Source organism: Paenibacillus sp. V4I7 (genome assembly GCF_030817275.1).
GTDB lineage: Bacteria > Bacillota > Bacilli > Paenibacillales > NBRC-103111 > Paenibacillus_E.
Window position 1 is genome coordinate 1,242,132 of the sequence record NZ_JAUSZD010000002.1, and the last position, 16,727, is coordinate 1,258,858.

The following is a 16,727-nucleotide window of genomic DNA, read 5'->3' on the forward strand; positions in this document are numbered from 1 at the left end:
ATGACCGGTTCCTCTTTTTTTAGTTCAAGGACAAGACCTTCACACCGTAAGGGGCAATGTCCAGATCCCCCGCGCCAAGCCGTTCACCTTCCAACATGTCTTCCATTTCTTGCAGCAGACTGGCTTTGACGGGTTTGTTGGAGTAATTCAGGATAAAGGCAAAGCGACGATCCTGTTTCACGCGGATAGCAACCTCCACCTCAGGTGGCAGCTCCGCCCAACCTGTTGTAGCAGGTTTCAGTCCAAGACGGCGGATCAAGGCATCCGCTACTTCGCGACTGAATGCGGCCCCGTAATAATAGGCTTCACCGCTCCCATAAGGATGTAGGGTAAGAGCTGGTTTCCCCGCATAATAGTCTCCGTCGAACAGGGCCAGCGTCTGTACGTTGCTGTTCTCTGGAAGGAGGATGTCGTTGAACAGGCGTGCAGGCGTACTGGCTTCATCTCCTCCATCGATCCATCGCATGTTCGGTGTGGATGCCTCGTTCACAATAAGCGTAAAATCTTCTACCGTCACGCCGCACAGTTCCGCGACAAGACCAGGGAACGGCGTCATGCGGCAATGTCCACGTTGATCCTTATAACCCGAACGAGCTCCGAAAAGCAGCTTGCCTCCTCCGGCTACATACTGCTTGAGCAGCTCTGCCGTTTCCTCCGACATAATGGCCGGATGAGGGTAGATAAGTACTTTGTAACGAGCGAGTTCTTCCAGGTTCGTCTTGTCCTGTACATACAGGTAATCGAATGGAATATGGCTGAACTGCAGGGATTTGCCCCAACTGTATTCGCTTTCTCTCGTTAGTGGACCGTGCCATACGTCGAATTCCCCGTCCCACTCGTTGTCATAATCGTGTAAAATGCCTACTTCTGCCATGTACCGAGATCCTGCAATGACCTCTCCGATTCGTCCTAATTCCCGGCTAGTGGTTTCTGCCTCGGCAACCCTCCGGTTGGGACGGTTATGGTAATCATTGATCCCATGCCAGTAAATCTCGGTACCGGATGTTGCTGTTCGCCATCTGAAGAACAAAACCATATCCGCCCCGTGAGCAACCGATTGATACGTCCACAATCGCATTTGCCCCGGCTTTGGTGCAGATTGTCCAAACAGATTCACCCAGCCGCCAGGGCCCGATTGCTGCTCCATGATGCAGAACGTAGGGGAGATCGAACGTACCTTGGTAAGTTGGTTGGAATAGCTGCGATCCATGAGCGGATCCACGCGATCAGCATCGTTCCAGATGGTTGAGAAGTTCGGATACGAGTCATAAGAAAAGAAATCCAGAAGCTCATCAGTCATGGTATGGCTATCCAGATGGCCAAATAGACCATTGGTTGTGATCCACTGCGTTGGTGCAAGCTTTCGCAAGATCTCTACCTGCAAGCGGGCAAAGGAAATGGTGTTATCCGAGATGAACCGCTTTTCATCCAGAGCTTGATGAGGGTTAGCGGATTTCGTAGGCGCAGGGCGTGGTAAATGAACCTGCTCCCAATCGGAGTAGCTCTGATTCCAGAAAACAGTCCCCCATGCCTGATTCAATGCGTCTAAGGTACCGTATTTCTCACGTAACCAAATCCGAAACGCCGCATGGTCCGCATTGGCGTAGAATACATTCACCTCGCAGTTAAGCTCATTGTCGATCTGCCAGCCTACTATGCCGGGGTGGTTCGCATAATGATTAGCCATAGCCTCGGTAATCTTCGAACAATATTCCCGGTACACGGGGCTACTGTAATTGTAGTGACGTCTCAGCCCGTGCTGATACTGCACGCCCTCAAATGTAGCATTCAGAATTTCGGGGTATTTATGGGTCATCCAGGCAGGCGGTGTCGCCGTCGGGGTACCGAGAATAACCTTCAGTCCATGTTCGTGAGCAAGGTCTATGGTACGGTCGAACAAATCGAAAGTAAATACCCCTTCTTCTGGTTCAAAAAAATTCCATGCAAACTCACCCATTCGCACGATCGTAAAGCCCATTTCTCGCATTCGTCTGTAATCGTCTGCCCACATGTGCTCCGGCCACTGCTCGGGGTAGTAGCACACGCCTAGATCAAATTTGTCTCCCGGAATGGTTTTATCCATGATGAAAAACATCTCCTTTTTCGATAGGTATAGTAATTTTTTGCTTTAAAAAGTCCTTTATGTACTCATTATATTCCTTTATAATATAATGTAAATAACATCATTTTGTTACACATATCAGATTTTTGCGTTCTGGAGGGTCTATGAGAATTCATTATGTATTACCGGAGCCCATGTACAAACATTACACGGTTTATCCGGATATGATTGGACAATATGCCGAATTTCCGGAACATCAGGAGTGGCGGTTTAAGGGACAGCTGCAACAATCCAATTTGCATATCGTACTAAGCGGTAAAGGCTATGTCAAAGCTAATGGAAAGGAAATCTGCTTAGAAGCAGGACAGGGTTTCTATTACGGCTCGGGTCTCGAGCAGGAGTATCGAACAGATCCGAACGATCCTTGGCAAGTATTCTGGGTGCACATAGCAGGCGATGGGATCAGCAGATTGTTGAATGGTCAAGGAACTTCTTCTGTGTGGTTGTTTACATACAGCGATGTGCCAAAGCTCAACCAACTGACAGGGGGCTTATTGGAGCTGGCTTCCCCTTATGATCGGAACGAGGTGCAGTTAGCGGTAAAGCTCTATGAACTGCTTGCTGAGCTTGCCTTACGTACGGAGACGCCTGGAACAGCGACTATGTTGGATAAGCGTGCACGGATGAGAGAGGTTGCGGAATATACTCGTACCCACTGTACGAAGCCGCTGACCCTCTTGCAGATGGCCGAACAAGCGGGTTTCAGCACCTACTATTTTAGTCGGATGTTCCACGAAGTAATGGGACGGACTCCGATGGAATGGCTGTTCGAATGTCGGCTTGTTGAAGCCAAGCAACTGCTGATGTCTACCGAATGGACGATTAAGCAAGTGGCGGAGCACACCGGCTTTTCCCAGAGCAGTTACTTCATCGCGCGCTTTCGGGAGCATACTGGATTGACTCCGCAGGAATATCGGCGTTTGTATAACTCTTAACTTCTCTAGAGTTGGCTGCAATTTTGGTTTTTACTTTGCTGTTATTGAATCAGGTTATTATGTCCTTTACAATATTCAAGGTTGGCCGCGCCGCGTATAGTTATCAAGAGATTGTAATAAAGTACTTCGCGCGCCTAGCCAAGCTAGGCACAACTAACCGGTGGAAGTCCGGTCGGGGTAAAGACCAAGCTGCCCCGTAGCTAGCAAGCAGACGTCGGCGAAATCCGGCGGCTGAAGCCTTGTGAAAAGTTTCGCCTAAGGCGAAATGATGCAACCATGGAGGTCGTAACATTAAGTGAATCCTGCCGCATCGTGAATTAACCCCGAAAGGGACAAGAGGGAGCCGAGCCGCGGAAGTACCGGCGAAGGCCATGGAACGCGTGAAGATCTTGGAGAAGCAGCGCGGAAGAATCCTCCGGTGTATAGGGAGCGGCATGCATGGAAAGTTATGCCTGGAACTAGGGAGGCCCTCCCCCGCACGATACAAGGGTGTCGTAAAATGCAATCTTCGAGGCGGACTTCCACGACTGTTCATTTGGCTTTCGGCCAAAACGCAGTCAGCATGACGCCATCCGGCGCATCCGCGAGATGGCGGAACGCCAGAAGGCAAGCTGGGTCGTGGATGTAGATATTACCGGATACTTTGATAATATCCCGCACGACAAACTGATGAAGATGGTAGAGATGCGAGTTAGCGATCGGCGTATGCTGAAACTGATTCGATTGTGGCTAACCGCTGGCGTTATGAGGGAGGGTGGGAGGGTAAGCTGTACGAGACCGAAATCGGAAGTCCACAGGGCGGCGTGATTTCGCCGTTGCTTGCCAACCTGTATCTCCACTACCTTGACACGATCTGGTCGAAGCATTACGCGCACATTGGCTCGCTCGTCCGCTATGCGGACGATCTGGTCATACTTTGTCGGCACAAAGAACAAGCATTGGAAGCGATACGTGTACTGAAGACGGTATTTCAGAGACTGGAATTGACGATGAACACAAGCAAATCCAAACTCGTCAACCTATGGGAAGGCAAAGAAGGGTTTGACTTTCTTGGACATACCCACCGGCGGCTGCCGTATTGGGCGAAGAACGGTAAAGTCATCTACTACCTGCGCAGTTACCCTTCCAAGAAAGCGATGAAGAAGATGAGAACGAGAGTGAGTGAAGAACTGGCACCGCGAACACGCCTGAAATGGTCGCTCAAGGAACTCATTAAGCATATGAACCCGATCTTACAAGGGTGGAAAAATTATTATGCGAAGATGGACCCCTACATAGCGAGCAAATTCTTGGCAAAAGTGGACTGGCACATACGCAGGCGCATCAGTCTGTGGTGGAACAAGAAGCACAAGAAGCGAAAAGCCTACAAAGTAAATCTCTTCGATATACTTCAGATCGCGGGACTGAAAACCGATTCTCCTTGGGGTAAGCCGTACTGTCCAAGGTGAAGAACGTCGGAAAGCCGTATGCGGGAAAACCGCATGTACGGTTTGATGAGGAGGGGCTGGCAGTCCCAGCCCTTTACTCTACAAAACTTATTTATATTTTAGTCGTTTTGTACGAAACAACCACTTTAAAACTTTATTTGTATTTTTAGTATCACAAAAAGTCTTGAAGTGACAAATAAAGTCTTGAGTAATTAGGCGTTCACTCTACTAGGTGAACGCTTATTATTTTAGCAGGGTGGGGAGGAGGGGAGGTGACTAGATGAACGAATCTTTCTTAAGAGGATTTTGTTTTAAGGTGATAGCCCAGGCGATTAAACTAACAGGCGCACCTGGTGGCGATCGAAGCGGAGAGGTTTTACAGGTTCTGCGAATCACTAAGAATAATATGCTAGGTTCTACTCTATTTTTCTATCTTCTGATATTATAGAATTTATGGTATGGAAATATATGTATGTAACTAAAGAATTGGAAGGTGATGACGATTAAATCTCAGATAACCGCACAAGCTCGCAAGGAAGGAGAACACGGATCGACATCGAAATCAGACCCTGCCCGCCGCGGCTCCTCATCTGAGCAGACCTTGCTCACCGGCAGCGTCCAGCGGCAAAGCGCGTTTGGAGGTTCAGGCATTACGCCTTCCGCCTCTCAAGTGCTGCAGCTGCAGCGAACGATCGGCAATCAGGCTACAGCCAAGCTGCTCACCTCCCGCATGGATGCAAGAACGGTCGTTCAGCGTACCCCGGCGATCATTCAGCGCAAAGATACCTTGCCAGATCCGGTGAAAGACGTACAGGTCAATCCGTTATTGAACTTGATTCAATCACAGCGTCAGCAAATCTCAGATCTTCAGAGATCGAAAGAGGTAAGCTCCGACGATCAGGAGGCTCTTGAGCAATGCTTTAAGAAGCTGACGACCTTGTATATCCAAATGGGACAAACCGATAATCCTATGGCCCTCTGGGAAAGCTTTATCATATGGACGGAGAATTCGGCATGGTCAGGCGGCGGCTCGGAGTATTGGGAGGCTTTCACACGTCTTGCCAATGCAAGTGACGCGAAGAAAGAGAAAGAGAAGGATGAAGAGAAAAAGGGCGGCGCCAAATCATGGAGTCCGGAATGTGACGCCGTTTTCGACGATATGAACGACCAGTACGGACGATGGAATGGCAAGCTCAAGACACGGGGAGCCTGGTGGGGCTCCGCTCAGCCGGGCTCGACAACCGGAGCCAAGAATGTCCCTTCCGAGGTTATCAAGGAGCTCAAGAAGCGGGTCGGCGGCACAGGCTGGAGATTCTCGGATAGCTTCAGCGGCGGTATCTCGTTTCACAAAACGCGAGGCGGCGTGGATTTCATCTATCACATGCTTCCTCCGAATTAATGCCTTCTCAAAAGGGCTTTGCCCCGAGCAGTTGTCACTGCTTGGAGCAAAGCCCTTCGTTGATGAATTGGATTAGCAGCCGTTGCCGAACAGACCTTGTTGGAGCGCAGCAGCTCCGCCAAGAACGTCAAGGTCAGCCCTTGTCTTTCTGCAATATAAGAAGTCACAATCGAAGAAATGGATTTTTACGTTCGCACATATAACTGTCTTAAGCGATAGCGGCCTCTAGGCGTAGCCAACTACCAAGAGTTCCTGAAACCGATTGGCAGAAACCGATCACGGATCTGTCCGCGTCTGAGGCAGCTCGCCGGCATCCATCTGATTCGTCGCCGGCGGGCTGCCAAAGCGGCGGAAAGCATAAAATGGAGAATTATAGCAAAATAAAACAGGGAGCAGATTGCCGCGGCATCTACTCCCTGTTTTCATTCAAGAAAACGGGCAGATTACGCTAATGAAGGAATTTAAAGAGGTCTACCCGAATAATGAATTATCCCTTAAGGAAGTAGGTTTGTTTGTAAGAAGTGAACATTTATTAAAGCTCCTGCATAAGAAGGAATTGTATACTGACCGTCCATTTGATGGGTGTAGCGAAGCAGAAATAAAGTTACTGGAGCAAGAAATGGGAATCAGGTTACCCGAGTCTTATCGCCAATATTTACTTGCTGTCGACCATTATTCGGGAAGATTGTTCCAAGGCGCAGATACGGAGTTCTCACAACTAAAGGAACTTCAGGATGAGGCAAAAGAATTATTACGAGAGAATAATAACCCGTTAGTGTTGTCTGATAGCACTTTTGTATTCTCAATTCACCAGGGTTATGAAATTAGATTTTTTAAATTAAATGAGGGGGATAATTTGGTTTACATGTAAATCCGGAGAAAGGTGCAAATGCGGTGGAGGTTGTTCTTCATCCGTATGAGTCCATCGTTCTGCTCCATGTTGCTGTCTTTGAAGGTTATGACGCGTTGCCGCAGTATATAGCCGGGGCCGAATTTGAGCTAAAAGGCGAATGGATCGTATCCACTTCTGAGGCTGAACATTATCCTCGGTTTAAAGAATGGGGAAGACTGGCTGATCTAACGAATATGAGTAGGCCTGAATATTTACCCCGATTTACAGGCACCTTCCGATACGAAACGGAGTTTGAGTGGGATGAATCTGCAAATCAGGCTCTTTTGGACTTGGGTGAGGTCTATGAAACGGCACAAGTATGTGCTTGTTCGCTTGTTTTTTTGGCAATAACACGATTCGTGCATAATTAGACGTTACGAAAAACCGAATGGGTGGATCTTTGTGGATGAAGAAATGTTCGATAATATCGTTCTATTCGGCTTAGGAGGAGTTTTTTTGTTTGTCAACAGTAGATTCCCGGTTCCATTCCCGAGATATCCCATAATCTTCCCGATTTTTTCCCGGCCGCATCTCATGAAACCCGGCTGCTTATGCTGTAAGATGGATGAAGTAAGTAATTCAGTTTACAGAGGGTTTATCGATGAAGAAAAAGAACAAAGGACTGAAATGGATGTTGGGAGCTTTACTGGCTGTGGTTGTTTCACTGGCATCGGTTGGCGGCACCCCGCCTGCAGGCGTTAGCAGCTAATAATCATAACCCTTTTGCAGGGGCGGGAGTGATCACTCGGTTCATTAATCGACGAAATGGAGGATTTTGTAAATAGCAGTATTGGTTAAGCGGAGCCGGCTATATTGGAAGCCATGTAGTTGCCGCCTCTATTCATCTAGTTCATCATAGATCATGCTTCCGATTCTACTTATTTTTTTAGCATATGGCTTTACGGCCTCGCTGTGACTTCAGTATAAGATAAGCTGCGCCTTTGCAAAAGGTTGAACTTTTATCACCCCGGTATGGTTGGAGGCTTATGATGGTAATTTTATACTTTCCCATATTCATGTCATTGTGGACGCTTGGAACGATCATGCTGGTGAATAATCCGAAGCATGCGCATGTCCGCTGGTTTAGCACGTTGTTATTTGTTACCGGCTTTGCCAGCTTTTCTGTTGTTCTGAATGTTCTGCTCTTACCCTGGATGCGCTCGTCATCTTCGTTCACAATGGAAGCGATTGAAGCAGTCAGGCTATTTACGATGGTTGCTTGGGGACTGGAATATCATTTTTTACCTTACCTTTTGCTAATGTGTGCGCTTGTGTTCACCAGACTTTTTCAACGGAGAACGCTCCTCCTGTTTAGCCTGCTCGTGCCGCTGCCGATTCTCATCTATTTGGCAACCACACCGCCCTTATATCCTGAATTGCAGCTCGGCCATCCACTGTTCAGGTTCATGTCCGGAATTTATTTTGCGGCAGGGTTGGCTATTTATTGGCTGCGTTATATAACCGAGAGGAGCCCTTTTCATAGGAAAAACAGCTTTCGCACCTCGGCTGCCCTTTTGGTGTGTATTAGTTTTTTGTATGCGACGGATTATTACGGGATCGACCATTTCCTCATCATCCGGGATGGATTGCAGATCAAGAGCAACAACATGTGGCAGTTTAATTTCCTAATCGCTCTGGCATTTGTGTCCATGTTTATTTTCTACTCCATGAAATACGGGTTTATGGGGATCAAGTTGAGAATTGAAAAGCAAAAGATCGATTATTCCATGAAAAATTTAACTCAAGGCGCCCTCATTCTGAACCATACGATCAAGAACGAAGTGCAGAAGATCAACTATTTGAGCAGTCGTATGCGGGGTGCCGTGGTCAGCAATGACAAGGATGAGACACTTCACAATCTCGAAAATTTGGACCGGGTGGCCGAGCATATTCTGAATATGGTCAACCAATTCAAAAAAAGGACTGACGAGATCGTCTTGCTAGAGCAGGAACACCGGCTGGCGGGCTTACTGGAGTTCAGTATTCAGACACTGGAACCGATGTTTCAGAATAAACGGGTCCAAATCGCGAGTTATGTGCAGATCGACCCGATCCTATCGTGTGATGCCACCCATATCCGGGAAGTGCTCAGCAACTTGCTCATCAATGCGATGGATGCTCTTGAACCGGGCAAAGGCCAAATAACTGTAACGGTCTTGAATGAAAAGAAAGAAGTACTCGTCTGGGTGAAAGACAACGGAACGGGTATTTCGAAAGAAAACGCAGCGAAGTTGTTCGATCCTTTTTTTACGACAAAAAAAGGAACCTCGAACTACGGTCTCGGTCTCAACTATTGTTACGCGGTGATGCAGAAGCATGGAGGCGGCATTCGCCTGGTGGAATCGAATCCGGGACAAGGGACCTGGATGGAGCTTCGTTTTCCGTCCAAACGGGTGCGCCTGATAACCGCAGCAAAGCGCTCCGCCCCGATACAGGCCGGCGTTCAATGAGAGGAAGGGAACGGATGGTACAGAACATACGTGTCATGCTGGTGGAGGATGATCCGTTCTGGAGGGAACGGATGGCGGAGGATTTGGGCAAGGAAGCTGACATCGAAATCGTCAAAGCGGCAGCAACCGGACAGGAGGCTCTGGAAGCGGCGGCGTCAATAGAGATGGATGTTGTGCTTATGGATATTAACTTGACTCATAATAATTTGGACGGTTTAGACACAACCAAAGAGTTGATGCTGGCGAAGCAATTTGAAGTGAAGATCATCATGTTAACTTCATTGACGGAAAAAGAAATCATTGTGAAGGCATTCCAGAACGGGGCGGTCAACTATATCAGCAAATCGAATTTCCAGGATATCGTGCGGGCGATCCGTGAGGCGTACAACGGAGAATCTTCCATCCATCCGGATGCCGCCGTCACGATGCGGGAGGAAATTCGGTTAATGCAGCTCACTTCCTCGGAACGGGAAATTCATGAGCTCAGACAGCGTGGTTATAGCCGGACCGAGATGTCGAAAATACTGAACAAGTCTCTGAACACGATCAAGACGCAAATTAGGAGCATACGGAATAAGCTGCTGAAATGATTCATGATCCTAACCATATACAAGATCGTTGCATTAGTTCTAAGTTCTAGTTATTTTGAGTTCAAGGCACCCGCTGATGGCAAAAAGGATTTGCTGCAATTTCACGTGCAAAATAGAGGAATTATTGCTATCTGCCTTGACCACTAGCTATCATCGATTTGTTATAAACAACCCCCTGCCTCCAGTTCAAAGATACGGGGAGGCCCCGCTATGCGATGCCTCCATGCGTGCCAAGGTGCAATGCTTGAAGCTGCCAAGCCTCCTGCAGCTGAGTAGGGATTTCGAAAGGAGCGCGGTTGTAGCCTGAGATGTTGAAAACCTCTTTATTCAGGAGAGACATTCCGAGCTTGTTGATAACCGATGATTCAAGAATTCCTGTTAGGAGGAAGTTTTTCTTCATCACGAAACCCCAATTGGTCTTCGGAACTTCCATCCAATCCGCTATCTGATCACCTACCAGATGACGGATAAGGGCAGGAATAATACCATCAAATCGTTCTCCCGGAATCAAGTTCACGTGCATGTCGATAAGAGCTTTTGTCATATGAACGCCTTCCCGTGACGGCCCGTGATGTCTACGTGCAATCGATTCGGTGACTGCTTGCGCCTCAGCCATCGTTTCAGGGATAATATCGGGGCGGATTCCCAGTTCCTCGCCGACAACCCGCCAAAAATAAATATAATCCTCAGCTTCCTGCATGGATACATGGATACCAAGCATCCTTAAGGAATGGATGACGACATAGGAAAAGCTCATAAGCGTACCAAGAAGGTCTTCCTGACAGATCGGTTCCCCAAGCTCGTGTTCAGCCCATTTGCCGGTACGACTTATTAAGTGACGGACGGCGGCATGGATAAACCGGACCTTATGAATGGCCTTAATTCCTTTCCCGCCAGCAGTAAGTCCGCCCGGGGAGATGGCCAGAATCACGAATTGCCCGGTTTCGGCAATGCGTTGATAAGGATTTTGACCCAATCGGTAAGTATATGTTAGTGTCTTAACACCCTTTATACCTGCATAACATTGAACCAGGGCCGCAGTTGCCAGGATGAGAGAGATGGCGACCCCGTTTTTCATAAAAAAATCCGATGCGCGGTCTATTCGCCCCAAATCTACCCAATCCGGAAGCGATGCGTTGTTTCGCAGCCAATCTTCGATGTTGTCGGGGAGCGTAGGGGGGATTGCCTGATCATTATGTACCAGATTTCGCAAAAGTTGATTAACAGCATCCATCTGACCGGTATGAATTAGCTCCGCGACGATTTGATCGGGCACCGGATTCCCCTCCGCACGTGACTTTTCTAATATTTGATCAAGAATAAGCAAGTCAGATCATCCTTCCATTCTTATAATTGTTCATGTATCTGGTAATGCCTTTATTAGTATTATAGGAGTCAGTGTATGTATTGTGGAGGTTGACCTTTTATCCCCCCCCTGCCCAAAAATGCATGGAGTATGTTTGCAATTGAGTGAGCTTAATCCCAAAATGGATTCGGACGCAAGAAACAGCATACCTGGTTTTCAACCAAGTACGCAGTTCCTCATCTTACTCCTATAGCTTTCAACTCTCTCTTTCGGATCTTGCGGTTACGGAAAACATTTTTTGCGCCTATGACATACAGCGATAATCGAAGCAGCATTAGTAATAAAATGATCGCGCCGTCCCAGAACGAAACCGAGTCAAAGGCAAAATCGGCAACCTGATGAAAAGCCATAGAAAGTCCCGTAACGGAGGCCGGAATTGTAAACGCAATAAGTATGAATGTGAGCGTCGCGATTCCAAAAATGTAAAAAAAGGAAAACACCTTTGCTGCTCTCTTTTCACCCGAAGGCAGCCTCTCCCACTGCCCTTTACTCTCTTCTCTTTTATATGGGACACTGGATCTCAGAAAGGTCTTACTTGATTGATGGAGGTTCGCAGAATTAGTCCAATTAACTACCACATAATAAACATCCGTCCTCAAAAAGAACAAAAACTGGGAAAGGACTGAAAAGAATAGAGCGAGTGCGATCAGCCGGGATAACTCAAAGACGAAAGTACTCTCAATCGCAGACAATTGTACTAGCAGACAAATAAGCAGCAGTGTACAATCCCAGGCCATTCCAGCAAGATAAGGTAAATATCGTTTTTTCTTCGGGTGCGCCCATAACCCCGTCATTTGAGTTTCCACTGCTACGAACACATAACGAATACTAAATCGAATGTTGGTTTTGACTCCCCTGCTAACGGCGGCGAAGAAGTGTCCGCATTCATGAATGACGATTTGTATACTACTGATTACAAAGATTAGCAATGCATTTGCTCCAATTCCATTCAGTAAAAAAGCGTCCCGGAAGTGCGGTAAAAGCGACGGGTTAAATGCGTAAAGCAAGATAATGACAACTACATTCATCATGTATAATCTGGCCATCCACTTATGAAACAAAATACGGCCTACCTTTACCTGCCAGGACTCCTGCCGAGGCGCCTGAATGGTATCGTAATCTACAATTTTCCTCCCATCGATGCTGAAAACTAGTCCAAGCGCCAGTAGCTTTGTAACAAAATCCACAACATTCACATCGATTCCCTTTTCCTGCTGGATCAACTCTTTAATATCATGAAGTGTCCGTTTGCCGTCCGCTAATTCAATGACGAGAACCGCAGGCTCCGGCACTCTAATAAACTTAGGAATAAGGGGATCGCCAATTGTGTATTCCTGGCCTTCTTGTTGTATGGTCAGATGCGCCAGAACTGCTCTGGATTCCGAATGAATTTCATGGTTCATATTCGTCTACCCTCATTTTACGGTCATTTTTTCCGTTCCGAGTTTTACCAAGGCATCTAAAGGTACTGGTTCCGCTCCAATAACTCGACTCCTCCCGCAGCTGGGGCAGTCCTCTATTCGGCTTATCTCTTCATGGGTCAACCTCATATCCTGCAGGTTTATTTTCGTGTAGGGTAAAGGAAACATGGGTGAATACTTCGTTATATATTTGGCTATTTCCGAGGCCAGCACCGAGGTTAGAAGCGATACGTTGGGAGCAAAGGACGGATTCAAGAATAAATGACTATCCAGTTCACCGTTTGAAATGGATTTTATCGTGTCGAATACTTTGGAGTTGCGGCGAATGGACTGCATACACAAGCAATCCGTACATCCTGTTTCGAAGGGGACAACCCGGTACATAAACCCGCTGCCATGGCGAAGTCCGGCATGAAAAACAGGCTTGCGATATTGAATGCATGCGGAGTTAACGTATCTTGATGCTTGCACAGGAGGAGTATCGATCACGCACACGACAACATCCACGTCTTTTATTATGTCCTTCACGGAATGAGCACTATCGATTTGCCGATTCACAACCTGAACGTCAATGTCGCGATTCATGGCTTGGAGGCGTTCGCGTATCACATCAGTCTTGTGCTTACCAATATCGTCTTCCGTAAAAAGAATCTGCCTATTTAAATTGTTCAATTCTACGCGATCATGATCTACGCCAACGATTTTGCCTACTCCCATCGCAGCTAACCAAGTAGCCAACAACCCACCTCCGCCCAAGCCGAGAATGGCTACGGAGCTATGCTTCAACCTTTCCTGGAACAAGTAGCGGTTTTCGAGCATCGATTCGTGCACGGAATAAAAGGTGAAATTGTTCCGGTAACGCTGCAGCTCCCGTTGAGTCAATCCATACGTGTCCGTTGCATCGCTTTCAAGCAGCTTATGGTTATGCAGCATGGAAACCCCTCGTTTCACATCTTCCTCTGTGAGATTGCACAGCTCGGCAAGCTCTTCTATCGTGTACAGACCCGTTAATTGATTCATAAATCTATAAATGATTCCATTCGGATCGGGAATCTCGAGACGAACTAGATCCGTTTGAATCCGTATCACCTGATCGGCTGCTTGCATATGATTTCGATAAAAATCCTTTAATTTAGGTCTCATGTATAGCTCACCTCAGTCAAAAGAATGGAAAAGGCCGTACTTTGATGTACGACCTTCTTGCGTAAGGCTAAATCATTAAATCGTGGAGATACCGTCCCACGGTGTATCAAGGCCATCTGCTTTATACATAGTCGGAGTCAGGTCTTCCACTTCACGGATTTCGATCGTCATGTTATCACCTCCCTTATTTGATACTGTTACTTTAATACATATTTGGCAACTTGAGGAGGTTGATTTTTCTTCACCCTAAGGAAAGTTGAGTCAAACAAAAAGCAGCTGCCGTTTGGCAACTCCTCTGCAATCAATCGTGTCCTAAGTAATAACGAGGTCGGAGCTTTACGCAATTTATGTTACATTAACAACGTCTATACATTTGGGGTTATTTGTTAGAAGTTAATTGGAATGAAAATGGAGGCGACAAAAGATGAAATATAAGTTGGCATTAATTAGCGGAGTCATATGGAGCGCTACTTTTTCTCAATTCGTTTTTGCAGATGAGCGGTCCCCAAGCCTACCGAAAACAAATATCATGGGCATCTTTGACTCCGCAAGATGTTCAAACTGTGGAAGCAGAAATGGATTGGTACAAACCTTTTCCCAATGAACAGAAATGGGTGAAAATTCATACAAACTGGCTTGGTGATCAATGGGTGCATATTGATTTTCATGAGATCGGTAGGATGACGCCTATATACCAAAGGGATATTTTATCGTCCATTGCAAAATCCTCTTGGCTATTCGACCCTGACTAGGCGACAAATGGTTCACACTATCAGGCATTTTGGTATAGAAGGTGTATCCAAAGTATCGCCCGATGTCAAAGTGAATTTGCATGGGGTCGGTTATATGTATTGAACATGCCTCTCACTCCCCAATCCTTATGGCATATCCGGATTCGATTATATATAATTTGAAACCAGATGGAATTGAAATCAGGTCTTTGGAGGAAACCGATCATTACGTGATTATGAGGCAGTTTCTAAATAACAAAGACAACATGCTCAAGCAGTTATTTGAAAATCAATCAAAAGACGAATGAAAGAAAATTCACGAGTGTGAGTTACGCTAACGCAGAACGATAGCTCCATAACAAAGATCAAGCAGGCTGCCGCTGACAAACTCGGTGGCATGTTGTGCTAAACTGGCAGGATAGTTTAAGATCAAGTGTAGTGAACTTTATTACAATTAGGTGCTAATTTACAAATATAATAACACCGTGAGAAGTAATAGATAATTGAATAACTTCCAGAGAGCAGGATCGTATTAATGACAGGTAATAATAAACAACGTTACCGCTTCAGTGAAGCGCCTATATGGAATATCCAACGAAAATATTATGAAGAAGAAGGAACGAAGGCCTGGAACAATGATCAAGTTCCTCAATATATAACGAGTAATCCAATGATTGCTACGGCATATGCAGAAATGATCTTTGGGTTTCTTCAAGATCGGGCGAATAGTGAATATCGTTCAGAGCCTGTTTTCATTGTGGAACTTGGAGCAGGAGCGGGACGTCTTGCTTACCATGTGCTGCATGAGTTGTGTCAGTTGAGAGACTACGCGGGGATATCACTGCCTGGGTTCCGTTATATTATGACGGATTTGGCGACGAACAATGTTATGGCTTGGAAGGAACATCCCGCTCTACAATCTTTTATTGCCGAGGGAATACTGGATTTTGCGCGATTTGATGCTGTCAATGATACCGTCTTGAACCTCGTTGTATCTGGCACAACCATTAGTGAAGGAGATTTAAAACAACCATTAATCATTGTTGCCAACTACTTTTTTGATAGCATTCCACAAGAGTTGATTTATGTTGGTGATGGGCAAATTTATGAAGCAGATGTTTATGTCGAATATTCCGAACATAATGATTCACTTAAACCATCAGAGTGGTTAAATCAAATAACTTTAAACTATGAGCATCGAAGGGCGCATGAGTACGAACAAGAAACCTATCCTTACCGTGATGTCATTTCCATTTATCAGGAACAACTAGAAGACTCGCATATTTTATTTCCTGCAGCTGGAATAACTTGTTTAGAGCGTTTGAATCTGTTATCTCAGGCAGGATTCCTATTGATAACAGCAGACAAAGGAGATCACTTACTGGATAACTGGAAATTCGCAGAACCGCCTGAGTTGATCTTACATGGAAGTTTTTCTTTAACGGCTAACTACCATGCGATTCAGCATGTCTTTGAACAAAGAGGAGCCGCGGCGTTATTCCCCCCACATCATTATAAAAATATAAATGTTGGCTGTATTCTCAATTTGGATAAACCAATGGTTTATCCAAATATGAGATTAGCTTATCGTCGATGTATTGAACGCTTTGGTCCGGACGAATTTTTTAGTATGAAGAGTTGGGTAGATTGCAATCAAGATAGCATGGGACTACAGCAAATATTAAGTTTTTGGCGTTTGGGTGGATATGATGCAGAATTTTTCATTCATAGCACGAAGCAGATCTCCAATTTGTTGCCAGATGCAAACGATGAAGAGAAGCAGGACATGTTGAGAGGCATACAGTTGATGTGGTCATCGTACTACGTCATGGAGCAGCGTTATGATCTAGCGCTCGATGCGGGATTGATACTGTTTGAGATGGACATGTACGAACATTCCAAATGGTATTTGGAAATATCGATTCATCAAGAACAAGATGAGGTCGTATCAACCGTATTTTATTGTCTAGCCATTTGTTGTTTCGAGTTAGAGTTAGTCGAAGATGCAATGAGTTATATACGAAAATTATTAGAACTTGAGCCTGATCATGAAGAGGCATTGGCGTTAATAAGCCAATTTGAGTTGCATTAATAAGTTCAATCATAAAACAGCAGCCGGTCACCTTCTCGTCCAAGGCTGTCTTCTTTTTGGATGCAAGTCAATAAAACCTAGGGGAGCCTTTATATCGCTGTTAGAACGATTCGGAGAACCGTATCATATAGAACGGTCAGTTTAGTGGAATTGAATAAT

Annotated in this window: 14 protein-coding genes and 1 pseudogene; 11 read left to right on the top strand and 4 right to left on the bottom strand. The window is 46.0% G+C overall.

Going from position 1 to position 16,727, the window contains the following annotated elements:
- Positions 1–19 precede the first annotated feature (19 nt).
- Positions 20–2,083, bottom strand: coding sequence for a beta-galactosidase (locus QFZ80_RS07030; protein WP_307558033.1), 2,064 nt, complete (start codon positions 2,081–2,083; stop codon positions 20–22).
- Between the two features lie 143 nt (positions 2,084–2,226).
- Between QFZ80_RS07030 and QFZ80_RS07035 the strand changes: the two genes are divergently transcribed.
- From QFZ80_RS07035 to QFZ80_RS07070, 9 genes are all read left to right on the top strand, one after another.
- Positions 2,227–3,057, top strand: coding sequence for an AraC family transcriptional regulator (locus tag QFZ80_RS07035; RefSeq protein ID WP_307547921.1), 831 nt, complete (start codon positions 2,227–2,229; stop codon positions 3,055–3,057).
- A gap of 570 nt (positions 3,058–3,627) precedes the next feature.
- Entirely contained in the window at positions 3,628–3,864 is a 237-nt protein-coding gene (locus QFZ80_RS38860) for a hypothetical protein (RefSeq protein ID WP_373460377.1), read from the top strand.
- Entirely contained in the window at positions 3,783–4,505 is a 723-nt protein-coding gene (locus QFZ80_RS07040; RefSeq protein ID WP_307558035.1) for a reverse transcriptase domain-containing protein, read from the top strand. The genes QFZ80_RS38860 and QFZ80_RS07040 overlap by 82 nt, the downstream gene beginning before the upstream one ends.
- A gap of 259 nt (positions 4,506–4,764) precedes the next feature.
- Entirely contained in the window at positions 4,765–4,932 is a 168-nt protein-coding gene (locus QFZ80_RS07045; RefSeq protein ID WP_307547918.1) for a hypothetical protein, read from the top strand.
- Positions 4,933–4,980: 48 nt separating this feature from the next.
- On the top strand, positions 4,981–5,883 hold the full coding sequence (locus QFZ80_RS07050) for a hypothetical protein (RefSeq protein WP_307558037.1): 903 nt from the start codon (positions 4,981–4,983) through the stop codon (positions 5,881–5,883).
- Positions 5,884–6,334: 451 nt separating this feature from the next.
- Positions 6,335–6,754: an SMI1/KNR4 family protein gene (locus tag QFZ80_RS07055; protein WP_307558039.1), complete on the top strand. Its 420-nt coding sequence runs from the start codon at positions 6,335–6,337 to the stop codon at positions 6,752–6,754.
- Positions 6,755–6,777: 23 nt separating this feature from the next.
- Entirely contained in the window at positions 6,778–7,146 is a 369-nt protein-coding gene (locus QFZ80_RS07060; RefSeq protein ID WP_307558041.1) for a hypothetical protein, read from the top strand.
- Between the two features lie 615 nt (positions 7,147–7,761).
- The gene (locus tag QFZ80_RS07065) at positions 7,762–9,225 is read left to right on the top strand and encodes a sensor histidine kinase (RefSeq protein WP_307547911.1); all 1,464 of its coding nucleotides are present in this window, start codon (positions 7,762–7,764) and stop codon (positions 9,223–9,225) included.
- A gap of 14 nt (positions 9,226–9,239) precedes the next feature.
- Positions 9,240–9,815, top strand: a complete 576-nt coding sequence (locus QFZ80_RS07070; protein WP_307547909.1) for a response regulator — start codon at positions 9,240–9,242, stop codon at positions 9,813–9,815.
- Between the two features lie 208 nt (positions 9,816–10,023).
- Here the strand turns inward: QFZ80_RS07070 and QFZ80_RS07075 are convergent, their stop codons facing one another.
- The 3 genes from QFZ80_RS07075 to QFZ80_RS07085 all read right to left on the bottom strand — a co-directional run bounded on the left by QFZ80_RS07075 (position 10,024) and on the right by QFZ80_RS07085 (position 13,745).
- A complete protein-coding gene (locus QFZ80_RS07075; protein WP_307558043.1) occupies positions 10,024–11,142 on the bottom strand; it encodes an oxygenase MpaB family protein in 1,119 nt (372 codons plus the stop codon).
- A 215-nt stretch (positions 11,143–11,357) separates the two neighbouring features.
- Positions 11,358–12,584: a hypothetical protein gene (locus tag QFZ80_RS07080; protein WP_307558045.1), complete on the bottom strand. Its 1,227-nt coding sequence runs from the start codon at positions 12,582–12,584 to the stop codon at positions 11,358–11,360.
- A 12-nt stretch (positions 12,585–12,596) separates the two neighbouring features.
- The gene (locus QFZ80_RS07085; RefSeq protein ID WP_307558047.1) at positions 12,597–13,745 is read right to left on the bottom strand and encodes a HesA/MoeB/ThiF family protein; all 1,149 of its coding nucleotides are present in this window, start codon (positions 13,743–13,745) and stop codon (positions 12,597–12,599) included.
- A gap of 859 nt (positions 13,746–14,604) precedes the next feature.
- Between QFZ80_RS07085 and QFZ80_RS07090 the strand changes: the two are divergent.
- Together QFZ80_RS07090 and QFZ80_RS07095 are read left to right on the top strand one after the other, a co-directional pair.
- Positions 14,605–14,784, top strand: a pseudogene (locus tag QFZ80_RS07090) (AAA family ATPase); the annotation flags it as partial.
- A 227-nt stretch (positions 14,785–15,011) separates the two neighbouring features.
- Positions 15,012–16,568 carry a tetratricopeptide repeat protein gene (locus QFZ80_RS07095; protein ID WP_307547900.1) on the top strand — a complete coding sequence of 519 codons (1,557 nt, stop codon included), beginning with the start codon at positions 15,012–15,014 and terminating at the stop codon, positions 16,566–16,568.
- Positions 16,569–16,727 lie beyond the last annotated feature (159 nt).

Coding starts and splice junctions, on each gene's coding strand:
- QFZ80_RS07085 (WP_307558047.1), bottom strand. CDS start 13,745: ATGAGACCTAAATTAAAGGATTTTTATCGAAATCATATGCAAGCAGCC.
- QFZ80_RS07035 (WP_307547921.1), top strand. CDS start 2,227: ATGAGAATTCATTATGTATTACCGGAGCCCATGTACAAACATTACACG.
- QFZ80_RS07070 (WP_307547909.1), top strand. CDS start 9,240: ATGGTACAGAACATACGTGTCATGCTGGTGGAGGATGATCCGTTCTGG.
- QFZ80_RS07065 (WP_307547911.1), top strand. CDS start 7,762: ATGATGGTAATTTTATACTTTCCCATATTCATGTCATTGTGGACGCTT.
- QFZ80_RS07030 (WP_307558033.1), bottom strand. CDS start 2,083: ATGGATAAAACCATTCCGGGAGACAAATTTGATCTAGGCGTGTGCTAC.
- QFZ80_RS07045 (WP_307547918.1), top strand. CDS start 4,765: ATGAACGAATCTTTCTTAAGAGGATTTTGTTTTAAGGTGATAGCCCAG.
- QFZ80_RS07095 (WP_307547900.1), top strand. CDS start 15,012: ATGACAGGTAATAATAAACAACGTTACCGCTTCAGTGAAGCGCCTATA.
- QFZ80_RS07055 (WP_307558039.1), top strand. CDS start 6,335: ATGAAGGAATTTAAAGAGGTCTACCCGAATAATGAATTATCCCTTAAG.
- QFZ80_RS07080 (WP_307558045.1), bottom strand. CDS start 12,584: ATGAACCATGAAATTCATTCGGAATCCAGAGCAGTTCTGGCGCATCTG.
- QFZ80_RS07050 (WP_307558037.1), top strand. CDS start 4,981: ATGACGATTAAATCTCAGATAACCGCACAAGCTCGCAAGGAAGGAGAA.